This window comes from Streptomyces sp. NPDC002730 (genome assembly GCF_042888805.1).
In the GTDB taxonomy this organism is placed as follows: domain Bacteria; phylum Actinomycetota; class Actinomycetes; order Streptomycetales; family Streptomycetaceae; genus Streptomyces.
On the sequence record NZ_JBIAQG010000005.1, the window covers coordinates 516,313 to 536,688 of the forward strand.

18 protein-coding genes, 1 tRNA gene and 1 riboswitch are annotated in these 20,376 nt (G+C 69.9%); of the genes, 8 read left to right on the forward strand and 11 right to left on the reverse strand.

Translation table 11 applies throughout. The annotated features are described in order from the left end of the window. Positions 1-7: 7 nt before the first annotated feature. Complete coding sequence (locus ACFYXH_RS16105; protein ID WP_389562946.1) at positions 8-589, forward strand: HD family hydrolase; 582 nt, start codon at positions 8-10, stop codon at positions 587-589. 76 nt (positions 590-665) lie between these two features. Here ACFYXH_RS16105 and ACFYXH_RS16110 read toward each other — a convergent pair whose 3' ends face one another. The 7 genes from ACFYXH_RS16110 to ACFYXH_RS16140 form a co-directional block, all read right to left on the reverse strand. Next, a complete protein-coding gene (locus ACFYXH_RS16110; protein WP_362684582.1) occupies positions 666-851 on the reverse strand; it encodes a hypothetical protein in 186 nt (61 codons plus the stop codon). Between the two features lie 199 nt (positions 852-1,050). Beyond that, positions 1,051-1,482, reverse strand: coding sequence for a hypothetical protein (locus tag ACFYXH_RS16115; protein ID WP_389562948.1), 432 nt, complete (start codon positions 1,480-1,482; stop codon positions 1,051-1,053). A 166-nt stretch (positions 1,483-1,648) separates the two neighbouring features. Beyond that, positions 1,649-2,056, reverse strand: a complete 408-nt coding sequence (locus ACFYXH_RS16120; RefSeq protein WP_389562949.1) for an SHOCT domain-containing protein — start codon at positions 2,054-2,056, stop codon at positions 1,649-1,651. Between the two features lie 152 nt (positions 2,057-2,208). Further along, positions 2,209-3,615: a DUF2252 domain-containing protein gene (locus ACFYXH_RS16125; RefSeq protein WP_389562950.1), complete on the reverse strand. Its 1,407-nt coding sequence runs from the start codon at positions 3,613-3,615 to the stop codon at positions 2,209-2,211. Positions 3,616-3,645: 30 nt separating this feature from the next. Continuing rightward, on the reverse strand, positions 3,646-3,843 hold the full coding sequence (locus tag ACFYXH_RS16130; RefSeq protein WP_327328388.1) for a hypothetical protein: 198 nt from the start codon (positions 3,841-3,843) through the stop codon (positions 3,646-3,648). Between the two features lie 136 nt (positions 3,844-3,979). After that, complete coding sequence (locus ACFYXH_RS16135; protein WP_389562953.1) at positions 3,980-5,704, reverse strand: LuxR C-terminal-related transcriptional regulator; 1,725 nt, start codon at positions 5,702-5,704, stop codon at positions 3,980-3,982. Positions 5,705-6,008: 304 nt separating this feature from the next. Continuing rightward, the gene (locus tag ACFYXH_RS16140; RefSeq protein ID WP_389562955.1) at positions 6,009-7,349 is read right to left on the reverse strand and encodes a hypothetical protein; all 1,341 of its coding nucleotides are present in this window, start codon (positions 7,347-7,349) and stop codon (positions 6,009-6,011) included. A gap of 313 nt (positions 7,350-7,662) precedes the next feature. Between ACFYXH_RS16140 and ACFYXH_RS16145 the strand changes: the two genes are divergently transcribed. From ACFYXH_RS16145 to ACFYXH_RS16175, 7 genes are all read left to right on the forward strand, one after another. After that, on the forward strand, positions 7,663-8,076 hold the full coding sequence (locus tag ACFYXH_RS16145; protein WP_389562957.1) for a YciI family protein: 414 nt from the start codon (positions 7,663-7,665) through the stop codon (positions 8,074-8,076). Next, the gene (locus ACFYXH_RS16150) at positions 8,073-9,311 is read left to right on the forward strand and encodes an RNA polymerase sigma factor (RefSeq protein ID WP_389562959.1); all 1,239 of its coding nucleotides are present in this window, start codon (positions 8,073-8,075) and stop codon (positions 9,309-9,311) included. Before ACFYXH_RS16145 ends, ACFYXH_RS16150 begins: the two co-directional genes overlap by 4 nt. Positions 9,312-9,641: 330 nt before the next feature. Continuing rightward, entirely contained in the window at positions 9,642-10,892 is a 1,251-nt protein-coding gene (locus tag ACFYXH_RS16155) for a hypothetical protein (protein ID WP_389562960.1), read from the forward strand. Between the two features lie 187 nt (positions 10,893-11,079). After that, positions 11,080-11,153, forward strand: a tRNA-Met gene (locus ACFYXH_RS16160). A gap of 144 nt (positions 11,154-11,297) precedes the next feature. Then, complete coding sequence (locus tag ACFYXH_RS16165; protein WP_389562962.1) at positions 11,298-12,515, forward strand: PP2C family protein-serine/threonine phosphatase; 1,218 nt, start codon at positions 11,298-11,300, stop codon at positions 12,513-12,515. A gap of 215 nt (positions 12,516-12,730) precedes the next feature. Beyond that, a riboswitch (cyclic di-AMP (ydaO/yuaA leader) is annotated at positions 12,731-12,886 on the forward strand. A gap of 11 nt (positions 12,887-12,897) precedes the next feature. Further along, a complete protein-coding gene (locus tag ACFYXH_RS16170; protein ID WP_389562964.1) occupies positions 12,898-13,968 on the forward strand; it encodes a M23 family metallopeptidase in 1,071 nt (356 codons plus the stop codon). A 97-nt stretch (positions 13,969-14,065) separates the two neighbouring features. Further along, positions 14,066-15,019, forward strand: coding sequence for an aldo/keto reductase (locus tag ACFYXH_RS16175; RefSeq protein WP_389562965.1), 954 nt, complete (start codon positions 14,066-14,068; stop codon positions 15,017-15,019). Here ACFYXH_RS16175 and ACFYXH_RS16180 read toward each other — a convergent pair. From ACFYXH_RS16180 to ACFYXH_RS16195, 4 genes are all read right to left on the reverse strand, one after another. Next, entirely contained in the window at positions 15,016-16,350 is a 1,335-nt protein-coding gene (locus ACFYXH_RS16180) for a PrsW family intramembrane metalloprotease (RefSeq protein WP_389562966.1), read from the reverse strand. The two genes, ACFYXH_RS16175 and ACFYXH_RS16180, sit on opposite strands and share 4 nt — an antisense overlap. A 59-nt stretch (positions 16,351-16,409) precedes the next feature. Beyond that, positions 16,410-17,216: a tRNA (guanosine(46)-N7)-methyltransferase TrmB gene (trmB, locus tag ACFYXH_RS16185; RefSeq protein WP_389562968.1), complete on the reverse strand. Its 807-nt coding sequence runs from the start codon at positions 17,214-17,216 to the stop codon at positions 16,410-16,412. A 202-nt stretch (positions 17,217-17,418) separates the two neighbouring features. Continuing rightward, entirely contained in the window at positions 17,419-18,687 is a 1,269-nt protein-coding gene (lhgO, locus tag ACFYXH_RS16190) for an L-2-hydroxyglutarate oxidase (RefSeq protein ID WP_389562970.1), read from the reverse strand. A 77-nt stretch (positions 18,688-18,764) separates the two neighbouring features. Beyond that, complete coding sequence (locus ACFYXH_RS16195; RefSeq protein ID WP_326650915.1) at positions 18,765-20,189, reverse strand: MFS transporter; 1,425 nt, start codon at positions 20,187-20,189, stop codon at positions 18,765-18,767. Between the last annotated feature and the right edge of the window lie 187 nt (positions 20,190-20,376).

Here is a 20,376-nt window from a genome sequence, read left to right on the forward strand (position 1 = left end):
ACGGACGGTGGCTGACGACCTGTCCGCGGTCGCGCACTTCCTGTACGAGGCGGGGACGCTGAAGCACACGAAGCGCTCCGGATGGTGGATGGCGGGCGTGCGAGATCCGGAGAGCGTCGCTGAACACGCCTGGCGCACCTCGCTGATCGCGTCGATCATCGCGAAGCTCGAGGGCGCCGACCCCGCGCGGGCCGCATTCCTTGCGGTGTGGCACGACTCCCAGGAGACACGTACCGGGGACGTGAACTATCTCGGGAAGAAGTACGGGACGGAGGCCGACCCGCAGGCGGTCACGGCCGACCAGACCGCAGGTATGCCCGAGGTGCTGGCCTCGACTGTGAGGGACCTGATCGCTGAGTACGAGGCGAGGGAGAGCCCGGAAGCGGTCTGCGCCAGGGACGCGGACAAGCTCGAGTGCATGCTGCAGGGCATCGAGTACAAGGCGCAGGGGTACGAGAACGCGCAGCGCTGGATCGACAACAGCCGCGGTCGGCTCGTCACCGAGACTGGCCGGCGCCTCGCGGACGAGCTCCTCTCGCAGGGGTCTTTGGACTGGCTGCGCGCCGCCCTGGGGGAGAAGCCGGCCTGACCCTGGACGCGGAAAGACGCCCCCTCCCACCAGAGGGGGCGCAGTGGGCTACGGGTGGGGCGCCCCGCGTCAGGCCCTACTTGCCGGGTTTCACCACGCCGACCCACTTCAACGTCTTGCGGGTGTTCTCCCGCTCGATCACGACCGGCTGCGTTGGCGGCGCTCCCGCCTCCAGGGCTGCTTTGACGAAGGCCTCGAGCTCGCCGAGCGTTACGTCGCCATTGGATTTTTCGGACGTGAAGGATATCCAGAGTGGTGGCATGAACTCATGATCCCGGTCGGTGAGTTGTGTGTCACCAGTGCCTCTGTCAGTGGCAGTGCGTCGGGTACCACCGCCCGCAGCCGGAGCAGCGCACGAGGTCCGCGCCCTTCCCAGGAGCGGACCTCGTCGGCCTTGCGGTACGCGACCGGTATGCGGCCTGACCATCGGCACCCCCGCACGTGCCGCCGGACGCGCGCCGTCACCCGGTCATTTCGTCCGGCCGCACCACGCACAGCGCCCAGATGATGAACGCGTACAGCGCGATCGCGATGATCGACCAGAAGGGGTAGTACGGCAGGGACAGGAAGTTGGTGATGATGAGCAGTGCCGCGATGGCGATGCCGATGATCCGCGCCCAGAGCGGGGCCTTGAACAGGGCGACGCCCACGAGGATGGCCACGATTCCGAGGATCAGATGGAGCCAGCCCCACCCGGTCAGATCGAATCTGAAGACATAGCGCGGTGTTGAGACGAAGATGTCGTCGTTGGCGATGGCCATGATGCCTCGGAAGACGTCGAGGATACCGCCGATGATCAGCATTACTGCGGCGAACACCACGAGCCCGCCGGCAGCCGCCAGGGATGCCTCGGAGCGATCGTGGGTCGACCGTGGATGAGTTGTCTGCGACATGGTGTTTCCTCTACTCCCTGTTGTTCTCCGCTCCCGCACCTGCCGGTGCGGCGGCTTCGGATTTCGGCGGGTCGGCCGTTTCGCGTCCGACCCGGTTCTTCACCACCTCCGCTGCCGACAGGCAGACCTGCCGGGAACCCCACGACACCGAGAGCGGTACGCGAGTTCAGTGCAGGAGCTTTTCCTTGGCCCGCTCGAACTCCGCCTCGGAAATGTCGCCCTTGGCCTTGAGCTCGGACAGTTTGGCCAGCTGGTCCACCCCGCCGGCACCGCCGGCTGTTTCACGGATGTAGGAGTCCATGGCGGATCGCTGCGCCTGTGCATGTTCGAGTTCGCGCTTGCCCATGTCCTTGCCGCGGGCGATCACGTACACCAGGACACCCAGGAAGGGGATGATGAGGACGAAGATCAGCCATCCCGTCTTCGCCCATCCACTCATCTCGTGGTCACGGAAGATGTCGATGATGATCCGGAAGAGCAGCATCAGCCACATGACCCAGAGGAAGATCCACATCACGGTCCAGAAGGCGCCCAGCACGGGATAGTCGTACGCCAGGACCAGATCTCCATCCATAGCTCTCCTCCTGCCACTCACAGTCGGACTCCAGGTCCGCTCCCCTCCAGCCTCCTCGTTTCCCGGCGCGCGCCCTCACCCGTCACGGGTGAATCGTGTGTGATCGGCCGCCACCCGGTCGCCCACCCGTTGCTCACCGGTCGCCACCCGGGTCAGACAGTCTCAGCAGTGATCCGTCCAGCGCGCGCGGCGTCGGTGAGGGCCTGGTGGTCGCGCTCGTTCTGATCGGCGTAGAGCTCGGCGAACTCCGCGAGCGCCCGGTCGAAGCTGTCGTTGCTGCCGAGGTACGCGGCAATGGCGATCCGGTCGCCGGACCGGGCGTGGGCGCGGGCCAGTGTGGTGCCGCACAGACTGCCGAAGTATTCGAGCTGGTCCGGGGGCATGAGGTGCGGTGCTGCGATGCCTTTCCAGTCGCGCAGCTGGCGGACGTAGAAGTCGCGCTGAAGGCCGTCGATGCCCGTGACCCGCTCCCAGCCGAGGAAGATGTCGCCGGCCGCCTGCATGAGTCGCTGCCCGGATACGACGCGCTGCCCTTGGTTCTCGTACTCGCCGGCACCGGCATACGGGGCGAGTACGGACTGGTCGGCTTCCTTGGCCTGCAGCAGCAGCGGGTCCTCGTCGTCCGTGCCGAGCAGGAGCAGCACCCAGCAGCGGGTGCCCACGCTGCCGACACCGACCACTTTGCGGGCGATGTCGACCAGCCGGAACTGTTCCAGCAGATGACGCCGGTCGGACGGGAGGCTGCGGCTGTATCCCTTGATGAGCAGACGGATCTGCTGCTCGAGCTCATGGCGCGCGACGTGGGGGAGCAGGTCGCTCAGCGGGACGATCAACGGCGGGTCGGCCGCGATCCGTCGTTCGCCGTCGACGACCTTCGTGAGTTTCTTGTACGCCTGCTCGGTGTCGCGGGTGCGTGCAGTGGACAGCGCGTGGGACACCCTGTCGCGGGCGCCCTTGCCCAGCCGCTCCGGCAGGAGGTCACGGAGCTGGTCGGCGTCGGCCTGGGTGTACCAGACCTCGAGGTTGGTCATCCCGGCGAAGCCGCGCATCGCGTCCCGGTACGCGCCGACGGCGCCCCGTACGACGGCTCTGCGCTGTTTCCGCGAGAAGCCGTTCTCGCGACCGGCGATCACAAGGCTCGCCGCAAGCCGTTTGACGTCCCACTCCCACGGGCCGGGCAGGGTTTCGTCGAAGTCGTTGATGTCGAAGACCAGATGCCGTTCGGCGGAGGCGAGCAGCCGGAAGTTCAGCAGATGGGCGTCTCCGCAGAGCTGCGCGACGATCCCGGTGTGGGGCGCGGCGCCCAGGTCGGAGGCCATGATCGCGGCCGCGCCCCGGTAGAACCGGAAGGGTGATTCCAGCATCCGGCCGTACCGGATGGGTACGAGCTCCGGCACGCGAGCGGCGGACTGGCGTTCGATGATCTCTATAGGGTCGGTCCGGTTCGCCGGCGGTTCGAACAGGGCATGGCCGGCGCGTGGCATCCGGTCGCGGGCTGCCTTGCCGCGGGCGGCCCGCTCGTACGGGGTCAGATGTACGTCCGGGGTCGTCGCTTTCATCGCGAGGCCTCCTTGCCTCTTCGGACCGGGTCAGTCCGGCAGCCGACGCATCTCGACCACGTGCAGGCCCAAGTCCTGGAAGCGCATGAGGAGCCCGTACAGATGCGCCTCGTCGGTGACAGGGCCGAAGAGGAGTGTCTGCTGTGGGGCGGGCACTTCCGCCAACTCGGGGAAGGCCTCTGCAACCGGCGTGGACAGGAGGCCGGTGACGCGGAACTCGTAACGCATGGCCCGCACTTCCCAATGATCCTGGATGCTCCTGAGGAATCGTCTCCTTGCATGGTGTCCGAGGTGCGGCCGGTGCGGCATCACCCGGTTGAGGTGAGCCCGCAAGCTGAGCAGGCACGCTGAGCCCACGCCGCCGTCAGAGCAGGTGGAGCTCCCTCGCACGGCGGACCGCATCGCTGCGCCGGGAAACGGAAAGCTTGCGGTAGGTGCTCCTCAGATGTGTCTTCACCGTATTGACGGACACATACAGCTCCGCGGCGATCTCCTCGGTCGACATCATCTCCGCGGCAAGCCGCAGTACGTCGCATTCGCGGTCGCTGAGCGACTCGACGACAATCGCCTGCGCCGGCTCGCCGTTCAGGGCCGGCGTGCCGTTCAGGGCAGGCGTGCCGTTCAGCGTCGCCGTGCCGTTCAGGGTCGGCGTGCCGTCGGCGGATGCCGTGCGCTCACTGCGCCAAGGGTGGCCACTGGTGAGTTCGGGCCGCTGCTCGAGCAGGTGGCGCAGCCAGGGGGCTGCTCCCGGGAGGTCGGCGGGCATGCCGGCGAAGAGCCGCTCCAGCCGGTGGTTGTCCGGGCCGGTGAGCCCGCCGCCGAGGGCCAGGTGATCGACGATCAGGGCGGCGGCGCACTCCCAGTCCTGTGCCGCGGCCGCGTGTTCCATGGCTTCGGAGACCAGGCCGGCGTCGGCGAACCAGCGGGCCGCGAGGCGATGCAGCTGCGGTTCGAGGCCGGGCTGGTGGCTGCGCAGATGTGCGTGGAGAACCTCGGTGAACAGCGGATGGAAGCGGCACCAGGGCGTGTCGCCGATCGGTTCGACGAAGGTGTTGGCGCGGGTGAGCCCGGCCAGGATCGCCTCGGCGTCCTCGCGTCCGGTCAGCAGGTTCGCCAGCTGCGGGTGCACCCGGTTCAGGATGCTCGTACGCACCAGCAGGTCCTGGGTGGCGGCGGGCTGGGCCTCGACGACCTCGGCAAGCAGATAGTCGGCGACGGCACTCTGCGAAAGGGCGAACGACCGGGCGAAGCCGGTCGGATCGTCGCTCCGCTGCATGGCCAGGGCGCACAGCCGCAGTCCGGCGGCCCAGCCCTCGCTGCGCCGGGTGAGGGCGTCGACGGTCTCCGCCGACGAAACCAGACCGTGCCGCCGCAGCAGCGTCGCGGTCTCGTGCCGGGTGAACGCCAGGTCGGCCCCGCGGATCTCGCAGATGCTGTCCTCGGCGCGGTAGCGGTGCAGAGGGAGCAGCGGGTCGACCCGGCTGATCAGCACCAGGCGCAGCTGCGGTCCCGCGTGACTCAGGATGAAATCCAGGCCCGAAGCCACCTCGCGGCCGGGGACCTGGTCGAGGCCGTCGAGTACGAGAACCACCGGCTGATCCAGCCGGGCCAGCGCGGAAGCCAGCCGGACCAGCAGGGAACGGTCGACGTTGTCGGCGCGCGTGGGGGAGCCGACAGTGTCGGGCAGGGTCACGTGGTGGTGACGGAAGGCTTCGAGGACGTATGTCCAGAACACGCCGGGCGCGCTGTCGTCGTCCTCGAGGGTGAGCCACACGACCGCCGGGTGCGGTGCCGTCGCACCGACCGCCCACGAGGCGGCGAGCATGGTCTTGCCGGCGCCGGCCGGGCCCGTGATCAGGGTCAGCGGTCCCGCTGTTCCGTCCGTGAGGCGGTCCAGCAGGCGCTTGCGGCGTACGAACGTCCCTGGAACGGACGGTACGGAGAACTTCGCGGCCAGCAGTGGGTCACCGGTCGGAGCCAGTTGCAGCTGCGACGCCGTGGTGCCGATTCCGGACGTGTGGACTGACGGTGTCCGGGCGGTACGGGGGGCTCCGCCGTCCAGCGCTGCGGAGGTTGTGCTCCGGGGCATGCGACCACCATCTGGCTGTCGGCTGCCTTGTCCTGCCAACCGTACGTATCGTGCGAACCGTATGTAACGTGCCGACGGCACGTGGACCGACACGTCAATCTTCACCGCGCATGTTCATGATCGCCAGGCAGGCGGCCGGGTGCGGATGAGCGGCAGCGCGTCGGGCGGTCGGCCGACGGTGGGTTTCGCGCACTGGTGCTTCAGGCTGAGGCGGGTGAGTGGGCATCACCCGAAACGGGTGAAAAAGCCGCTTCCGGTGGTCCGGCGCTCACCCGTGGAAGGCGATGCTCCGCCTCGCCTCGCATCACCCGCCGCGGGTGCCGGTGTCCTTCGGCGCTTGTGTCCGGCGGCCCGTCGCGGCCAGCAGAGAGGTCACGGCGAGCGCCGCGAGGAGGATCAGGACCAGGAGCAGTACGGTCAGCGCCGTGGGGTGGTTCCACAGGGCGAAGATCAGGGCCAGTACGAGAAGCAGGCCGACGTTGATCCAGCGGCGGTGGCTCTCCGTCCAGGTGCCCACCCCGCCGGTGTGCACTCCGTGCGAATAGCCCCAGCCCGCCACGGAGTCGGCGGTGCGGTCGGCCCTGTCCCGCGCCGCGCGGGGCAGTCGGCCGGGTCCGATCAGGTACGCGCCGACAGCGATGATCACGCCAAGCACGATCACGGTGCGGAGCGTGACGCGCAGGAAGTGCAGAAGCGTGTCGTAGACCGCTCCGGCGGCGGCGTGGGACAGCACCTGGGGCGGCAGGTGGCTGAGGTAGTAGCTACGGCCGACGACCAGGGCGATGACAACGATCAGGCAGGCCAGGGCGGCGCCGAGGGCGGTCTTGGCCAGGGCGCGCCTGCGGTGATGGGCGAGCAGTACACCGGCCGCACCGAGGAGCACGGTGATGATCGGCATCCAGTTGCCGATCACATCGAGCGCATGCGCGGCGTTCTGGTACTTGGCGAGCTCGTCGGACTTGAAGAGGACCAGTTGCTTGTTGACGGTGGGAATCTTCGAGGCCGGTTTCAGCCCCGCGTCGACGAGGTCCTTCTTGACGGTCTCCACGGCAGTGCCGACATTGAGGGTGACGGTTCCTTCTTCGATGCCGACCGCTCCGCGCCCCTTGCCGGTGAGCGCGTGGTCGACGGCGTTGTGGCCGATCCGGTTGGCTGTGGTCCACACCTTCTTGAACCGGTCGCTCTCGACGAAGCGGCGGGCAACCTTCTCGACCGCGTCGTTGACGGCGGAAGCCACCTGCGGAGCGAAGCCCTTGACTGCTTCCGCGGCGAGGGGCGGCAGTCCCTGCGACTGAAGCCAGTCAGCCACATTGGTAGTGAATTCCTTGGCGTCGAAGCGGACGTCCACCGCCTGGACGGCGCGATTCACCGCGGCGTCCTGGATCGCCGGATTGCTCGCCAGGGGAGCGACCGTGGCGACGTACCGGTCGGTGTCGAGCACGATGTCGTGCACCCAGACCGTCACCACGGACAGCGGGACGAGAATGCACGTGAGGACGATGAGGACTGCCGATGACACCTTCCTCGCGATCCGCGTCGCCGCCGAACCGCCCGCCGGCGAACCCTGCGGCCGACCGCCCGCCGCCGAGCCCTCCGGCGCAGGTTCCGGTGACGGTTCCTGCTGCGGTTCCGACGAGTTTGTCATCCGTGCTCCTGCGTCAGTTCGGTAGCCGCCGAGGGCTGCTGCCTCCTGATCCATTTCCGCTCATGGCGACGGAGAGGGCACGTCCGGCCGGGCCGAATGGACGAAAACGCGGGATGACTCCACAGGCCGGTCCTGCGGGACGACTCCCTCAGGCCGGGCCGCCCGGACACCCCGCACGACGTCCCGGGCGAGTGGTCCTGACGAGTAGTTCCGGAAAATTTCTCCGCGAGGTGTCGAGAATCCGTCATCGGCTGCGACGTCCCCTGTGAAAGTTGCCCGCAAGGGGCGGCAACGCATCCGAGGGAGCGAAACCATGAAGTATCTGGTGATGGTCCAGGGCTCGCAGGCCGACTACGAGGCCATGCGCGGCCAGGCGTCCGCACACAGCCCGGCCTGGAGCGAGAAGGATCTGCAGGCGATGTTCGCCTTCATGGGCGAGGTCAACAACGACCTCTCCGAGTCCGGTGAGCTCGTCGACGGGAACGGCCTGGCCGAGCCCGCGCAGACCCGCCTCGTCAGTGCCGGCAAGGACGGGAAGCCCGTGATCACGGACGGTCCGTACGGAGAGACCAAGGAACTGCTCGCCGGGTACTGGGTTCTCGACTGCGAGAGCCTGGAGCGGGTCACCGAGATCGCCGCGCGCGTCGCGACGTGCCCGGCGCCCGAGGGGGCTCCCCCCTATCCGGTGGTCATCCGGCCCATCCAGGACGGCGGAGGCTGTGTGTGAGACGTACGACCGGCATCGAGGACCTGCTGCGCCTGCACGCGCCGCAGGTCCTCGGTGCGCTGGTGCGCCGGTACGGGCACTTCGATCTGGCCGAGGACTCCGTGCAGGAGGCGCTGCTCGCGGCCGCGCAGCAGTGGCCCGATGCGGGCCGGCCCGACAATCCGCGCGGTTGGCTCATCAAGGTCGCGTCCCGTCGGCTCACGGAAGCGCTGCGCAGTGACGAGGCCCGGCGCAGACGTGAGGAGACGGTCGCGGCGCTGACGCCTCGAGACGCCTTCACGGCGCCCGCGCCCGGAGAGAGCCGCGCACCGTCCGAGGACGACACCCTCACCCTGCTCTTCCTGTGCTGTCACCCCGAACTCACCCCGGCCGCGCAGGTCGCGCTCACCCTGCGTGCCGTCGGGGGTCTGACCACGGCCGAGATCGCCCGTGCGCATCTTGTGCCGGAGGCGACCATGGCGCAGCGCATCAGTCGGGCCAAGCAGAAGGTCAAGGGAGTGCCGTTCCGGCAGCCGGGGCCCGAGGACCGCGATCAGCGGCTCGCGGCCGTGCTGCAGGTGCTCTACCTGATCTTCAACGAGGGATATACGGCGACTTCCGGCAGCGATCTGCACCGCGCCGATCTCGCCGCCGAAGCGATCCGGCTGACCCGGGCCGTACGCCGGCTCCTGCCGCAGGAGGGGGCGGTGACCGGGCTGCTCGCGCTGATGCTGCTCACCGACGCGCGCAGCGCGGCCCGCACCGGACCGCACGGCGAACTGGTTCCGCTCGACGAGCAGGATCGCGGCCGTTGGGACGGGAAGGCGATCGCCGAGGGCAGCGCGCTGGTGGAGGAGGCCCTGTCCGAGGGGCCGGCCGGGGCCTACCAGCTGCAGGCGGCGATCGCGGCGCTGCACGACGAGGCGGCTCGTGCCGAGGACACCGACTGGCCGCAGATCCTCGCTCTGTACGACATCCTCGTACGCCGCGCCCCCGAGCCGATGGCCGAGCTCGGCCGTGCCGTGGCCGTCGCCATGGTGCACGGCCCCGAGGCCGGGCTCGCCGAAGTCGCCGAGCTGGAGGACCGGTTGGCGGGGCACCACCGGCTCGACGCCGTACGGGCACACCTGCTGGAGAAGGCCGGGGATGCCGAAGGCGCCCGGGCCGCCTACCGGTTGGCGGCACAGCGCACGCTCAGCGTCCCGGAGACGCGCTACCTGCAGATGCGGGCCGCGCGGCTGCTGCCCCCTGCGTAGCCGGACCCGACGACTGGAGGCAACTCCCAGGTCAGAGGCGGATTTTCGCCTTCCGGACGCTGTTGCGAAGCGGTGACAGTACGGGGATTGCCCGGCCGATCTTGAGCGGTGAGGATAAGCACATCGCCGCAAGCCGGGACCGCACAGGGCCGGACGGAAGGCGATCTCTCATCCAGCGCGCTCTGCGAGCTCGCCGCTCGTTTCTCTTGTCTCGCTCATCTCGCTTCACCGTCTGTAGCGGCGCTGTGCCGTGCTGCTCCTACGTACGGCCGACTGTCGCCCATCCATCGGCAGTCCGGCCCCTAGTCGATTCCTTGGGGGGAGTCCACCATGTCCGCTCGCTTCGCCTCCGCCGCCGCGCTCACCGTCGCCGCCGCCGTCGGCACCACCCTTGTCCCGTTCAGCGCCCACGCCGCCCCGGTGGCCTCGAGCAAGCCCCTCACCATCGAGCTGGGCACCCCGGCGCCGTCCGGGCCGCTGACCCGCGGCGGGGCGAGCGAGACCTTCACGTTCACCGTGAAGAACTCCGCGGACAAGGCGGTGGACTTCCAGCCGTGGATGATCGGCGACACGGACGGCGCGAGCCCCATCGCGGCCTCGCACATCGTCTTCGACGTGCAGCCGGTGAACGCCCCGGCCACGGACGAGTTCGTCGGGCAGCAGGACGCGGGCGCGCAGGGCATGTTCTACCCGGCCGAGAAGGGCAGGAACGCCGCGTTCTCGGTGCCTGCCAAGGGTGAGCTGAGCTGGAAGGTCTCCGTCGGCCTCGGCAAGAACTACCCCTCCAACAACGGCAATCTGAAGCTCCTGGCCGACGACCTGGCCGAGAACACCCAGCGCCAGAACGACGACACCCTGGTCTTCGAGGCCAGCCCGAAGATCAGCACCGGGCCCGCCTCCATGACGCTCGAGACCGACGAGAACGCTCCCATCAAGCCCGGCACGACGGGCAACGTCGACATCGTCCACCAGCTCAAGGGCGGGGTGACCTTCGACTCCGACCTGAGGACCACCCTGGAGGTCGTCGAGGAGCCCGGCTCCACGGGGAAGATCCCTGAGCTGGTGATCGATGAGCTCGGCGAGGACGGCAGGTACACCAGGGTCAAGAAGTTCGCGGGCGAGGAGAAGTGGCAGCTGGCGGACATCCGCAAGAGCTACGTCATGCACCGCGCCCGCCTTCGCGTGAGCGTCATCGACTTCAAGGGCATCCAGAAGCCGGTCAAGCTCACGCTGCAGGCGACGACCTCGCTCACCGAGGGCAACATCCATCCGTTCCTGGGGGCCCAGGGCAGAATCACGGTCGCCCCCGAGCGCGGCACCGCCCCGAGCGGCAAGCCGACCGCGAACCCGTCCTCGACCGCGTCCGCCTCGCCCTCCCCGACCGCGTCCGCGACGCCGTCCGGCACCCCGTCCGCGTCCGCCACGACCTCGGCGGCGGCCGTCGCGAACGACTCCGTCACCACCACCGGCGCCCTTGCCAGCACCGGATCGTCCAGCTCCACCTGGTACGCGGCGATCACGGCCGCGGTGCTGATCGCGGCCGGCGGCGCGCTCACCGCACTCCGCCTGCGCCGCCGCTGAAACAGCGCGCATTGCCGCTGCGCAGCACCCTCAGCAGTTCCTCGTCCGTCGCGGGACGGCCGGCGGCGAGGGTGCTGCGCAGCGTGGGCCACAGCCATACGGAGAGCCTTCGGAGAGGCTTCGGAGCAGACCGCCTCATAAAATGGATTTGATCTTGCTCCGGATGGCGTAAGGTTGTGTTCACCGACGCGGGGTGGAGCAGCTCGGTAGCTCGCTGGGCTCATAACCCAGAGGTCGCAGGTTCAAATCCTGTCCCCGCTACTGCAGCCAGTGGCCCGGCACTCGATCAGAGTGCCGGGCCACTGTCGTACCCGGCCCCAACCGTCCGTACTCGGCCCCAACCGTCGGCGTCGCCCGGTTGGCCGACGGAGAGTCGCAGCCCGGCGCGGCTACGGCCAACCTGGGATGAGCGCGGTACTTTCCGCAGCCGTGGCTGGACTGGTCAGGAGATCACTGGTGGGGCAGCGAGAGCAGGACGGCGGCGCCAGCGCTCACCGTCTTGTCCTCGCGCTGCCCTCGCTGATGATCATTGCCGGCGTGATCTTCGATCTCCTCACCCCGTCCGAGTACACCGCATCTCCGCTCTTCGCCGCCGCTCCGCTGATCGCCGCGCCGTTCTTCTCCTTTCCCGCCACCTTGCTGACCGGCATCGCCGCCGTCGTCAGTGTGCTGGGTCTGCACGTCTACAACGGGACCCTGACCCTGACCCCGGCGAACACCGAGCTGTTCACCGTGGTCACCGTCGCCGGCCTGGCACTCTTCATCAACCGGGTGGTCCGGCTCAGCGGCAGGCGCCTGGCCTCCGCCCGCGACATCGCCGAGACCGCGCAGCGCGCCGTGCTGCCCACCCCCGCCGACCGGATCGGCGGGCTGCAGATCGCCGCGCGGTACGAGGCGGCGCAGGCGGACGCGTTCATCGGCGGCGACCTCTTCGCCGTGCAGGACACTCCGCACGGTGTGCGGCTGGTCGTGGGCGACGTCCGGGGCAAGGGGATGGGGGCGGTCGAGGCCGTGGCCGTGGTCATCGGGGCGTTCCGGGAGGCCGCCGAGCAGGAGAGATCGATCGAGGGCGTCGCCGGGCGCCTGGAGCGGGCGCTCACGCGCGAGGGGACGAGGCGGGGGAGCCTGGACGTGTTCGAGGGGTTCACCACCGCCGTACTCGCCGAGATTCCGCATGGCGCGGGCGTGGTGCGGGTGGTGAACCGTGGCCATCCGGAGCCGCTGGTGCTGCACGCCGGCGGCGATCTGGACAAGCTGGAGCCGACCGAGCACGCGCTGCCGCTGGGAATGGGTGATCTGGGGATCTTGCCGGACCTGGCGGACGAGTATCCGCTCCCGGCCGGGGCCACGCTGCTCCTCTACACCGACGGGGTGACCGAGGCGCGCGACGCGGACGGTGCCTTCTACAACCCCGTCGAGCGGCTCGGCGGCCGGCTCTTCGCCGGCCCCGAGGATCTGCTGGACGCGATCGTCGACGATGTACGCCTGCATACGGGTGGCGGTCCCAACGACGACATGGCGCTGCTGGCGGTCAGCCGCCCGCTCGACGGGCAGCCGGAGCGCCGCAGGACCGTAGGCGTGATCAAAGGGGAGCAGGAAGACACGGGCCAGTACCGTGTGTAGTCGAAGGACACCCCTCCGCATAACATGTGAAGCACCGTCAGAAGTGCGGTGCGGTCCGGGCATCGATCAAGTCGCCCGACTCCGGCCGCTTGTGTCCCGGTAAGTCCAGGCCAATGTCTTTAATGATTAGTCGGAACAGCTTGGAATCCGGCCCTGGCGTCTATTAACGTTCGATAACGCAGCGCGGTTGTCCCAGCCGTCGCAAGAGACGGCACCGTGCGCACGCGCCGAATCCCGCAAGGGAACCGGGGAACCACCAATTGGGGTGAATCGGGCACCTTTTGCCGCTTTGTTCGCGGTCGAAGCGCTCGTAGGAGACCTTCCTGCTCCGAACCCGTCAGCTAACCCGGTAGGCGAGAAGGAAGGAAAGGAGTACGCCTCCGTGGCGTCCAACAGCCCTGCCCCCGCACCCGAAACCCCCTTTCAATCCGACTTCTTCGGCGACGACGTAGCGGAGCGGGCATGGGAGGAATGGAACCCCACCGAGGACTCCGTTCGTCCGGTGCGCGGTCGGCACCGTGTCATGAAGCAGCGCGGCGGACTCGCCCGCAGCTCCACGGTGCTCGGCGTCGGTGTGATCGCAGCGGTCGGCGCGGGCGGCATGGCCAGCGCGCAGGACAAGCCGCCGGTCTCCATATCGCTGCCGGACCTTCCGGACTCGATCAAGGACAAGCTGCCCGACGCCGCGTCACTGCCGGGTGTGGGCGCCTTCATGTCCGACGGCGCCGACGCGCAGTCGGGGAACGCGAACGCCTCGCCGCTCACGGCGATGACCCTCGCCGCGGACGACGGCACCGAGGCGGACGCGGAGACGGGCGCCGCCGGCGCCGGTGAGGCCCTGCGCGCCCGCATCCTTCAGCAGGCCGATCAGCAGCGGGCCGAGGCGGACGCCGAGGCCAAGTCGGCCGCGGAGAAGCTCGCCGCCGAGAAGGCCGCGGCGGAGGCGAAGCAGCAGCAGACGGCGGCGGAGGCGAAGGCCGAGGCCGCGAAGCAGAAGGCCGAGGCGGCCGCGGAGGCCAAGGCGGAGGCGGAGCGGCTCGCCAAGCTGGCCGCGAACTTCGCGCTGCCCACCTCCGCGTACACGATCACCTCCACCTTCGGCGAGGCCGGCTCCATGTGGTCCTCGGGCTACCACACCGGCCTGGACTTCGCCGCCCCGACGGGCACGCCGGTCAAGGCGGTGCACGGCGGCACCGTCAAGTCGGCGGGCTGGTCAGGCTCGTACGGCTACCGCACGGTCCTGGAGCTCGAGGACGGTACGGAGGTCTGGTACTGCCACCAGTCGTCGATGTCGGTCAGCGTGGGCCAGAAGGTGACGACGGGCGAGACGATCGGCCGCGTGGGCGCGACCGGCAATGTCACGGGCCCGCATCTGCACCTTGAGGTGCACACCCCGGGCGGTTCGGGCATCGACCCGATGGCCTGGCTCCAGGGCAAGGGCCTCACTGTCTGATCGAGCGCCGCAGTGCCCGGCAGTCCTGGCGTGAGCAGTTCACGGCAGTCCTGGCGTAAACGGAATAGCGCGGCCCGGTCTGGCTGTTGATCAAGGTATGACTTCCCTCCGTACCCTTGGCTCGTCAGGCCTGGCCGTCTTTCCGCTCTGCCTCGGCGGCAATGTCTTCGGCTGGACCGCCGACGAGACGCAGTCCTTCGCCGTGCTCGACGCGTACGTGGCCGCCGGCGGCAACTTCATCGACACCGCCGACGTCTACTCCGCATGGGGGCCGGGCAACGAGGGCGGCGAGTCCGAGACCGTCATCGGCAACTGGCTTGCCGCGCGCGGCAACCGTTCCGAGGTCGTCGTCGCCACCAAGGTCGGCGCCCACCCTCAGTACAGGGGCCTCTCCGCCACCAATATCGCGGCCGCGGCCGAGGAGTCGCTGCGCCGGCTGCGTACCGACTACATCGACCTGTACTACACGCACTTCGACGACCCGGCCGTCCCCGTCGAGGAGATCATCACCGCCCTCGACCAGCTGGTGAAGGACGGCAAGGTCCGCGCCATCGCCACCTCCAACCTCAGCGTCGAGCGGCTCCAGGCGTCCCTGGACTTCTCGGAGCGCGAGGGGCTGGCCCGCTATTCCGTGCTGCAGCCGCACTACAACCTCGTCTCGCGCGAGACGTACGAGGGCGAGCGCCAGGAGACGGCCGCCCGCGCCGGTCTCGCCGCCGTCCCGTACTACTCGCTCGCCTCCGGCTTCCTCACCGGCAAGTACCGGCCGGGTGCGACGGTGCGGAGCCCACGGGCCGAGGGCGCGGCCGGGCATCTGAAGACCGACCGGGGCGTGGCCGTGCTCGCCGCGCTGGACAAGGTCGCCGAGGCGCGCGGTGCCGAGATCGCGACTGTCGCGCTCGCCTGGCTGGCCGCGCAGCCGACCGTCGCCGCGCCGATCGCCTCGGCCCGTACGGTCGAGCAGCTGCCCGCCCTGCTGGCGGTCGCCGACCTGGAGCTGACGGCCGAGGAGCTGGCCGAGCTGACGGCGGCGTCCGCCCAGGGCGTCTAGGAGCGGTACGGGTTGTAGCCGCCGTAGTCGCGGTACGGCGGCGGCACCCACACGCGGCCCGTCGCCCGTGCCGCGTACGTCAGCGCGGGCGCGGCCACCTCCTTGCGCTGCCACAGGTGGTGCAGCAGCTCCTGCTCGCGCTCCACGAAGTCCGGGCCCGCCGCGCCGCGGTGGGCCCGGTGGCGCAGAAAGGCCAGGGAGGTCGCGAACGTCTCGTACTCCGATACGGCGTGCGCCGCGGCCGGTCCGTACGCCCGCCGCGCGAAGTCGCGCGCCATCGTGCGTGCCCGCATCGAGGAGAGCGCGCGCGGTTCGTCCCCCGCGAGCCAGCCGGCCGCGGCGTACGCGGGCAGCTCGGCGGATATCGTGCGCAGCTCGCGCTGCCGCGTCCAGATCGCCAGCCAGGTCAGCAGGCCGAAGGCCGGCACCATGAACGCCCCGTACACGCCGTAGAAGCCCAGCGGGCCGAACAGCGACGACGCGCCGTTCCACAGGGCGTGCATGCCCATGGCGAGGACGAGACCGAGCAGCGGCAGTGCGACGCGGCGGATCTTCTGGCGCTGTGCGGCGAGCGCGGCGATACCGAAGCCGATGCCCGTCAGCACTGTGAAGAGCGGATGTGCGAACGGCGACATCACGACGCGTACGAAGAAGGTCGCCGCGGTCATCGAGGCGAGGCCCGAGGTGCCTATCTCCTGGTCCTCGCCGAAGGCGTTGCCCAGATAGAGGATGTTCTCGGTGAAGGCGAAGCCGGTCGCGGTGAAGCCGGCCACGACGACGCCGTCGACGATTCCGGTGAAGTCCCGTCTGCGGAAGATGAAGATGAGCAGGACCGCGGCGGCCTTCGCGCTCTCCTCGACGATCGGGGCTATCACCGTCGCGCCGAGGGTGTCGGCGCTCGCCGGATCCGCGGTGGCGGTGGCTATCCAGCGGGTGGCGAAGGAGTTCGCGATGATCGCGACGAGGGCGGCGGCGAAGGCGCCCCACGCGAAGGCGAAGAGCAGATTCTTCCAGGGGCCCGGCTCGACGCGGTCCAGCCAGCGGAAGGCCGCCATCAGGAGCGGGACGGGCAGCGTCGCGAGGCCCAGGCCGACCAGGAAGCCCTGGGTGCCCGTCTGCTCCCGTACGAGCGAGAGGATCACCAGGCCGGAGAGGGCGAGGAACGTGATCAGCACTCCGGCCCGGACCGCCTTGCTGTGCCAGAGGCGGGAGACGCGGCGCGGCTTGTAGCGCCACCGGGAACGCTCCGGCACGGCGTCGAACAGCGGCTGCGGATCGAACGCCGGGACCGCCGGATGCGGTGGGAGGTGCTGCGGGGACGACTCGGACACCCATTGACCCTAACGAGGGCCACTGACACTGGCGATGGTGCCCGGGGTCCTACTGAGGGTTACGCGTCCGGGACCGTGGTGCCCACCCGTCGGCGGAACAGCAGGTCGTGCACCTTGTGGCCCTTGTCCAGGCCCTGCCCCTCGAATCGGGTGAGCGGGCGGAACGAGGGGCGGGGGGCGAAGCCGCCGTCCTCCTGGGTGTTCTCGAAGTCCGGGTGCGCGGAGAGCACCTCGAGCATCTGCTCGGCGTACGGCTCCCAGTCGGTCGCGCAGTGGAGGACCGCGCCGGGCTTCAGGCGCTGCGCGGCGAGGCTGAGGAATTCGGGCTGGATCAGCCGCCGCTTGTGGTGGCGCTTCTTGGGCCAGGGGTCGGGGAAGTAGACGCGCATCCCGTCGAGCGAGCGGGGCGCGAGCATCTCCCGGAGCAGGATGATCGCGTCACCGTTGGCGACCCGGATGTTGGACAGTCCGTTCCGCTCCGCGAGACCGAGCAGATTGCCCTGCCCGGGAGTGTGCACGTCGACGGCGAGAATCCCGGTGCCGGGGTCCTCGGCGGCCATCTGCGCGGTGGCCTCGCCCATCCCGAACCCGATCTCGAGGACGACGGGCAGTCCGCCGAACATCTCGTCGAGGTCGAGGACGCGGTGCCCGTCGATGTCCATGCCCCAGATCGGCCACAGCCGCTCCAGCGCATCGGCCTGCCCGACGGTGACGCGGCTGCGACGTGGCTGGAAACTGCGAATGCGCCGCTCATGATGCGACCCGGCGGGATCGGCAGCGGGCCCACCGGGAAAGCGGGGCTCGCCCTTGGCACGTATGGGGGGCCGGGGGGCGTCGTCAGGAGTGGGGTTTCGGAGCTCAGACACAATGGCCTGATTCTACGGCGGGGGCGGGGGTGACCTTCGCCGGGAGCCGAGCTCGGGGTCGAGCTGGGAGCCGAGCCTCGGGGCGGGCTGGGCCTCGGGAGCCGAGCTTGGGGCCGAGCCCGGGGGCCGGGCTTGGGGCCGAGCCTGGGCGCTGGGCCTTGCCGCGGGTGCCCGTCCCCCGCTGGCGGGACCGGGGCCGTCGTTACCTCCCCGCACGCACCAAGCGGCCGTCCGCCAACGCCGTCAGGGCCCTGCGTGCGACCTCTCTGCCGATGGGTAGGGACGCCGTCGCCGCCGGGGACGGCGCGTTCAGCACATGCACCGTGCGTGGTGCCTCGCGGATCAGGAAGTCGTCGGCCAGTGTGCCGTCCCGCAGGACCGCCTGCGCCCGTACGCCCGACGCGGCCGGGCGCAGATCGTCCGCCGTCACCGCCGGCAGCAGCCGCCGTACCGCCGTCGCGAACGCGCGCTTCGACAGCGAGCGGTGCAGCTCACCCGCGCCGTACCGCCAGTGCCTGCGGGCTATCCGCCACGTCCCCGGCCAGCCGAGCGTCCCCGCCAGTTCCAGCGGTCGTACCGCCGACCAGCTGTAGCCCTCGCGGGCCAGCGCCGGGACCGCGTTCGGGCCGACATGGACGCCACCGTCGATGCCGCGCGTCAGATGCACCCCGAGGAAAGGGAACGCCGGGTCCGGCACCGGATAGATCAGTCCGCGCACGAGATCGGGACGGGCCAGCTCGTAGTACTCACCCCGGAAGGGGACGATCCGCATGCCCGGCTCGTCTCCCGCCAGCAGCGCAACCCGGTCGCACTGCAGCCCCGCGCAGTTCACCAGTACCCTCGCCCGGACCACCGTCCCCGATGCCGTGCGCACCGCGACGCCCCATGCGCGGCGGTCGATGGCGGTGACCTGCTCGTCGTACCGGATGTCCGCGTTGGACGCCGCCGCGAACTGCGCCGCCACCGCCCCGAAGTCGCACACCCCCGTCGTCCCGACATGGATTGCCGCGAGCCCGCGCGCCTGCGGCTCGTACTCCGTGATCTGCGCCGCGCCCAGCTCTCGTACCGGAATGCCGTTCTCACGGCCGCGCTGGACCAGGGCGTGCAGCCGTGGCAGCTCGTCCCGCCCCGTCGCGACGATCAGCTTTCCGGTGACCTTGTGCTCGATGCCGTACTCCGCGCAGAACTTCACCATCTCCGCCGCGCCGCGCACCGCGAACCGCGCCTTCAGCGAGCCCGGCCGGTAGTAGATCCCGCTGTGGATCACTCCGCTGTTCCGCCCGGTCTGGTGCCTGGCCGGGCCCGGTTCCTTCTCCAGGACCGTCACCCGGGTCCCGGGAGCCGCGCGCGTCAGCGCATACGCCGTCGACAGGCCGACGATCCCGCCGCCGATCACCAGCACGTCACAGTCGAAGCCATGCCCGTGGACCTGCCCGTGATCATGCCCGAAGCCCTGCCCGGACGCCGTCACCGCGTCACCTCCCACCCCGATAGTGCACTGGCCCACTGACAATGGCCTTAAACCAGCTGAACCAGGGGGTTCGTGCCCTACGCCGGAGCGACCAGCAGTGGCCTGGCACGCTCCCGCAGCTCCACGACACGCGGCTCGTCGCCGTACGGCTCGAGTCGGTGGAGCAGATCCCGTACGTACTCCGTGGTCCGCGCCGAGGAGATCCGCCCCGCGACCTCCACCGCGCGCGTGCCCGCCGCGCACGCCGCGTCCAGATTCCCGGACTCCAGCTCGGCCACCGCCGACACCACCAGCCGCAGCCCGTGCGACCGTACGAACTCCTCCGTCGGCCGCGACAGCGCCTGCTCCGTGAAGCGACGCACCTGGCGCGGCGCCTTCAGATCGCGGTAGCACTCGGCAGCGTCCGCGGCGAACCGGTCGTACGAATAGAAGCCCAGCCACGTCGGGTCGGCATCGCCCGCCCGCGAGCGCTCCAGCCAGCCCTCCGCCGCCTTCAGCGCGCCTCCGGCCGCCACCGCGTCGCTCGCCTTCGCGTGCGCCCGCGCCTCCACCAGCCGGAAGAAGCTCATCGTGCGGGCGGTGGCGAGGCCGCGATTGCGCTCGAGCGCCGCCTGCGCGAGATCCACGCCCTCGTCCGCGAATCCGCGGTACGTCGCCTGCAGCGACATCGAAGCCAGCACATAGCCGCCTAACGGAACATCCGCGGCCGCGCGGGCCAGTCGCAGCGCCTGGATGTAGTACCGCTGCGCCGCTTCCTGCTGCCCGGTGTCGAAGGCCATCCACCCGGCCAGCCGGGTCAGCTCGGCGGCGGCACCGAACAGCGCCCGGCCCACTTCGTCCGAATACGAGCCGAGGAGCAGCGGGGCCGCGTCAACCCGCAGACACTCCGGCACCATCGACGAACGCCAGTCCCCACCGCCGTACTTGGAGTCCCAGCGGCGCGCGTCCTCCGCCGCCTCCCGGAGTTTGGCCACATCGCTGTGGCCCACGCGGGCGGGAGTGTCCTCCGCGGTGTCCACCGACACGGACCGCTCCACCGAGGAGTCGGCGGGCGTTATCAGCCAGCGGGACGCGGGCGTCGCGTAAGCGCTCACTGCGAAAGAACCGGCCAGCGACTGCCAGATGCCGCCGCTGCCGGCCCGCCGGCCCGCCAGATCGAGGCGATAGAGCTCGGTGGCTGATTTCACCGCCTCGCCCACATCGCGCGGGAAGGCGAGCCCGACCTCGGGGGCCGGGTCGGCGTCCGCCAGACCGATCTCGTGCAACGGCACCGGACGCCCGAGCTTGGCGCCGATGGCCGCGGCGATGAGATGGGGCGCGGCGCCCTGCGGCACCATGCCCTTCGACACCCACCTCGCCACGGACGTCTTGTCGTAGCGAAGGGTCAGACCGCGCTGCGCGCCGAGGTCGTTGACGCGCCGGGCCAGGCCGGCGTTGCTGATTCCCGCGAGGGCGAGAACGGTGCCGAGTTTGTCGTTCGGCCCGCGTTGCTCCCTGGACATGCGCCACCCCTCGACACACAGACGGCCGCCGCGTCGCTGCTGGGCGCACGGCATTCGTGCTGTGTCCTCCCCTGGTGAACAGCTCCGGACAGCTCCGGGATCCCGGCTGCAAAAGCTCCTGGCCGAACCCCTCGGAATATGCGCCCCTGGGGAGAACATCAGTAAACACAGCGTAGTTCGCCGCATC

Excerpts from the sequence above, each read along its gene's own strand:
- ACFYXH_RS16110 (WP_362684582.1), bottom strand. The coding sequence starts at position 851 with ATGCCACCACTCTGGATATCCTTCACGTCCGAAAAATCCAATGGCGAC.
- ACFYXH_RS16115 (WP_389562948.1), bottom strand. The coding sequence starts at position 1,482 with ATGTCGCAGACAACTCATCCACGGTCGACCCACGATCGCTCCGAGGCA.
- ACFYXH_RS16120 (WP_389562949.1), bottom strand. The coding sequence starts at position 2,056 with ATGGATGGAGATCTGGTCCTGGCGTACGACTATCCCGTGCTGGGCGCC.
- ACFYXH_RS16125 (WP_389562950.1), bottom strand. The coding sequence starts at position 3,615 with ATGAAAGCGACGACCCCGGACGTACATCTGACCCCGTACGAGCGGGCC.
- ACFYXH_RS16130 (WP_327328388.1), bottom strand. The coding sequence starts at position 3,843 with ATGCGTTACGAGTTCCGCGTCACCGGCCTCCTGTCCACGCCGGTTGCA.
- ACFYXH_RS16135 (WP_389562953.1), bottom strand. The coding sequence starts at position 5,704 with ATGCCCCGGAGCACAACCTCCGCAGCGCTGGACGGCGGAGCCCCCCGT.
- ACFYXH_RS16140 (WP_389562955.1), bottom strand. The coding sequence starts at position 7,349 with ATGACAAACTCGTCGGAACCGCAGCAGGAACCGTCACCGGAACCTGCG.
- ACFYXH_RS16145 (WP_389562957.1), top strand. The coding sequence starts at position 7,663 with ATGAAGTATCTGGTGATGGTCCAGGGCTCGCAGGCCGACTACGAGGCC.
- ACFYXH_RS16155 (WP_389562960.1), top strand. The coding sequence starts at position 9,642 with ATGTCCGCTCGCTTCGCCTCCGCCGCCGCGCTCACCGTCGCCGCCGCC.
- ACFYXH_RS16165 (WP_389562962.1), top strand. The coding sequence starts at position 11,298 with ATGAGCGCGGTACTTTCCGCAGCCGTGGCTGGACTGGTCAGGAGATCA.
- ACFYXH_RS16175 (WP_389562965.1), top strand. The coding sequence starts at position 14,066 with ATGACTTCCCTCCGTACCCTTGGCTCGTCAGGCCTGGCCGTCTTTCCG.
- ACFYXH_RS16195 (WP_326650915.1), bottom strand. The coding sequence starts at position 20,189 with ATGTCCAGGGAGCAACGCGGGCCGAACGACAAACTCGGCACCGTTCTC.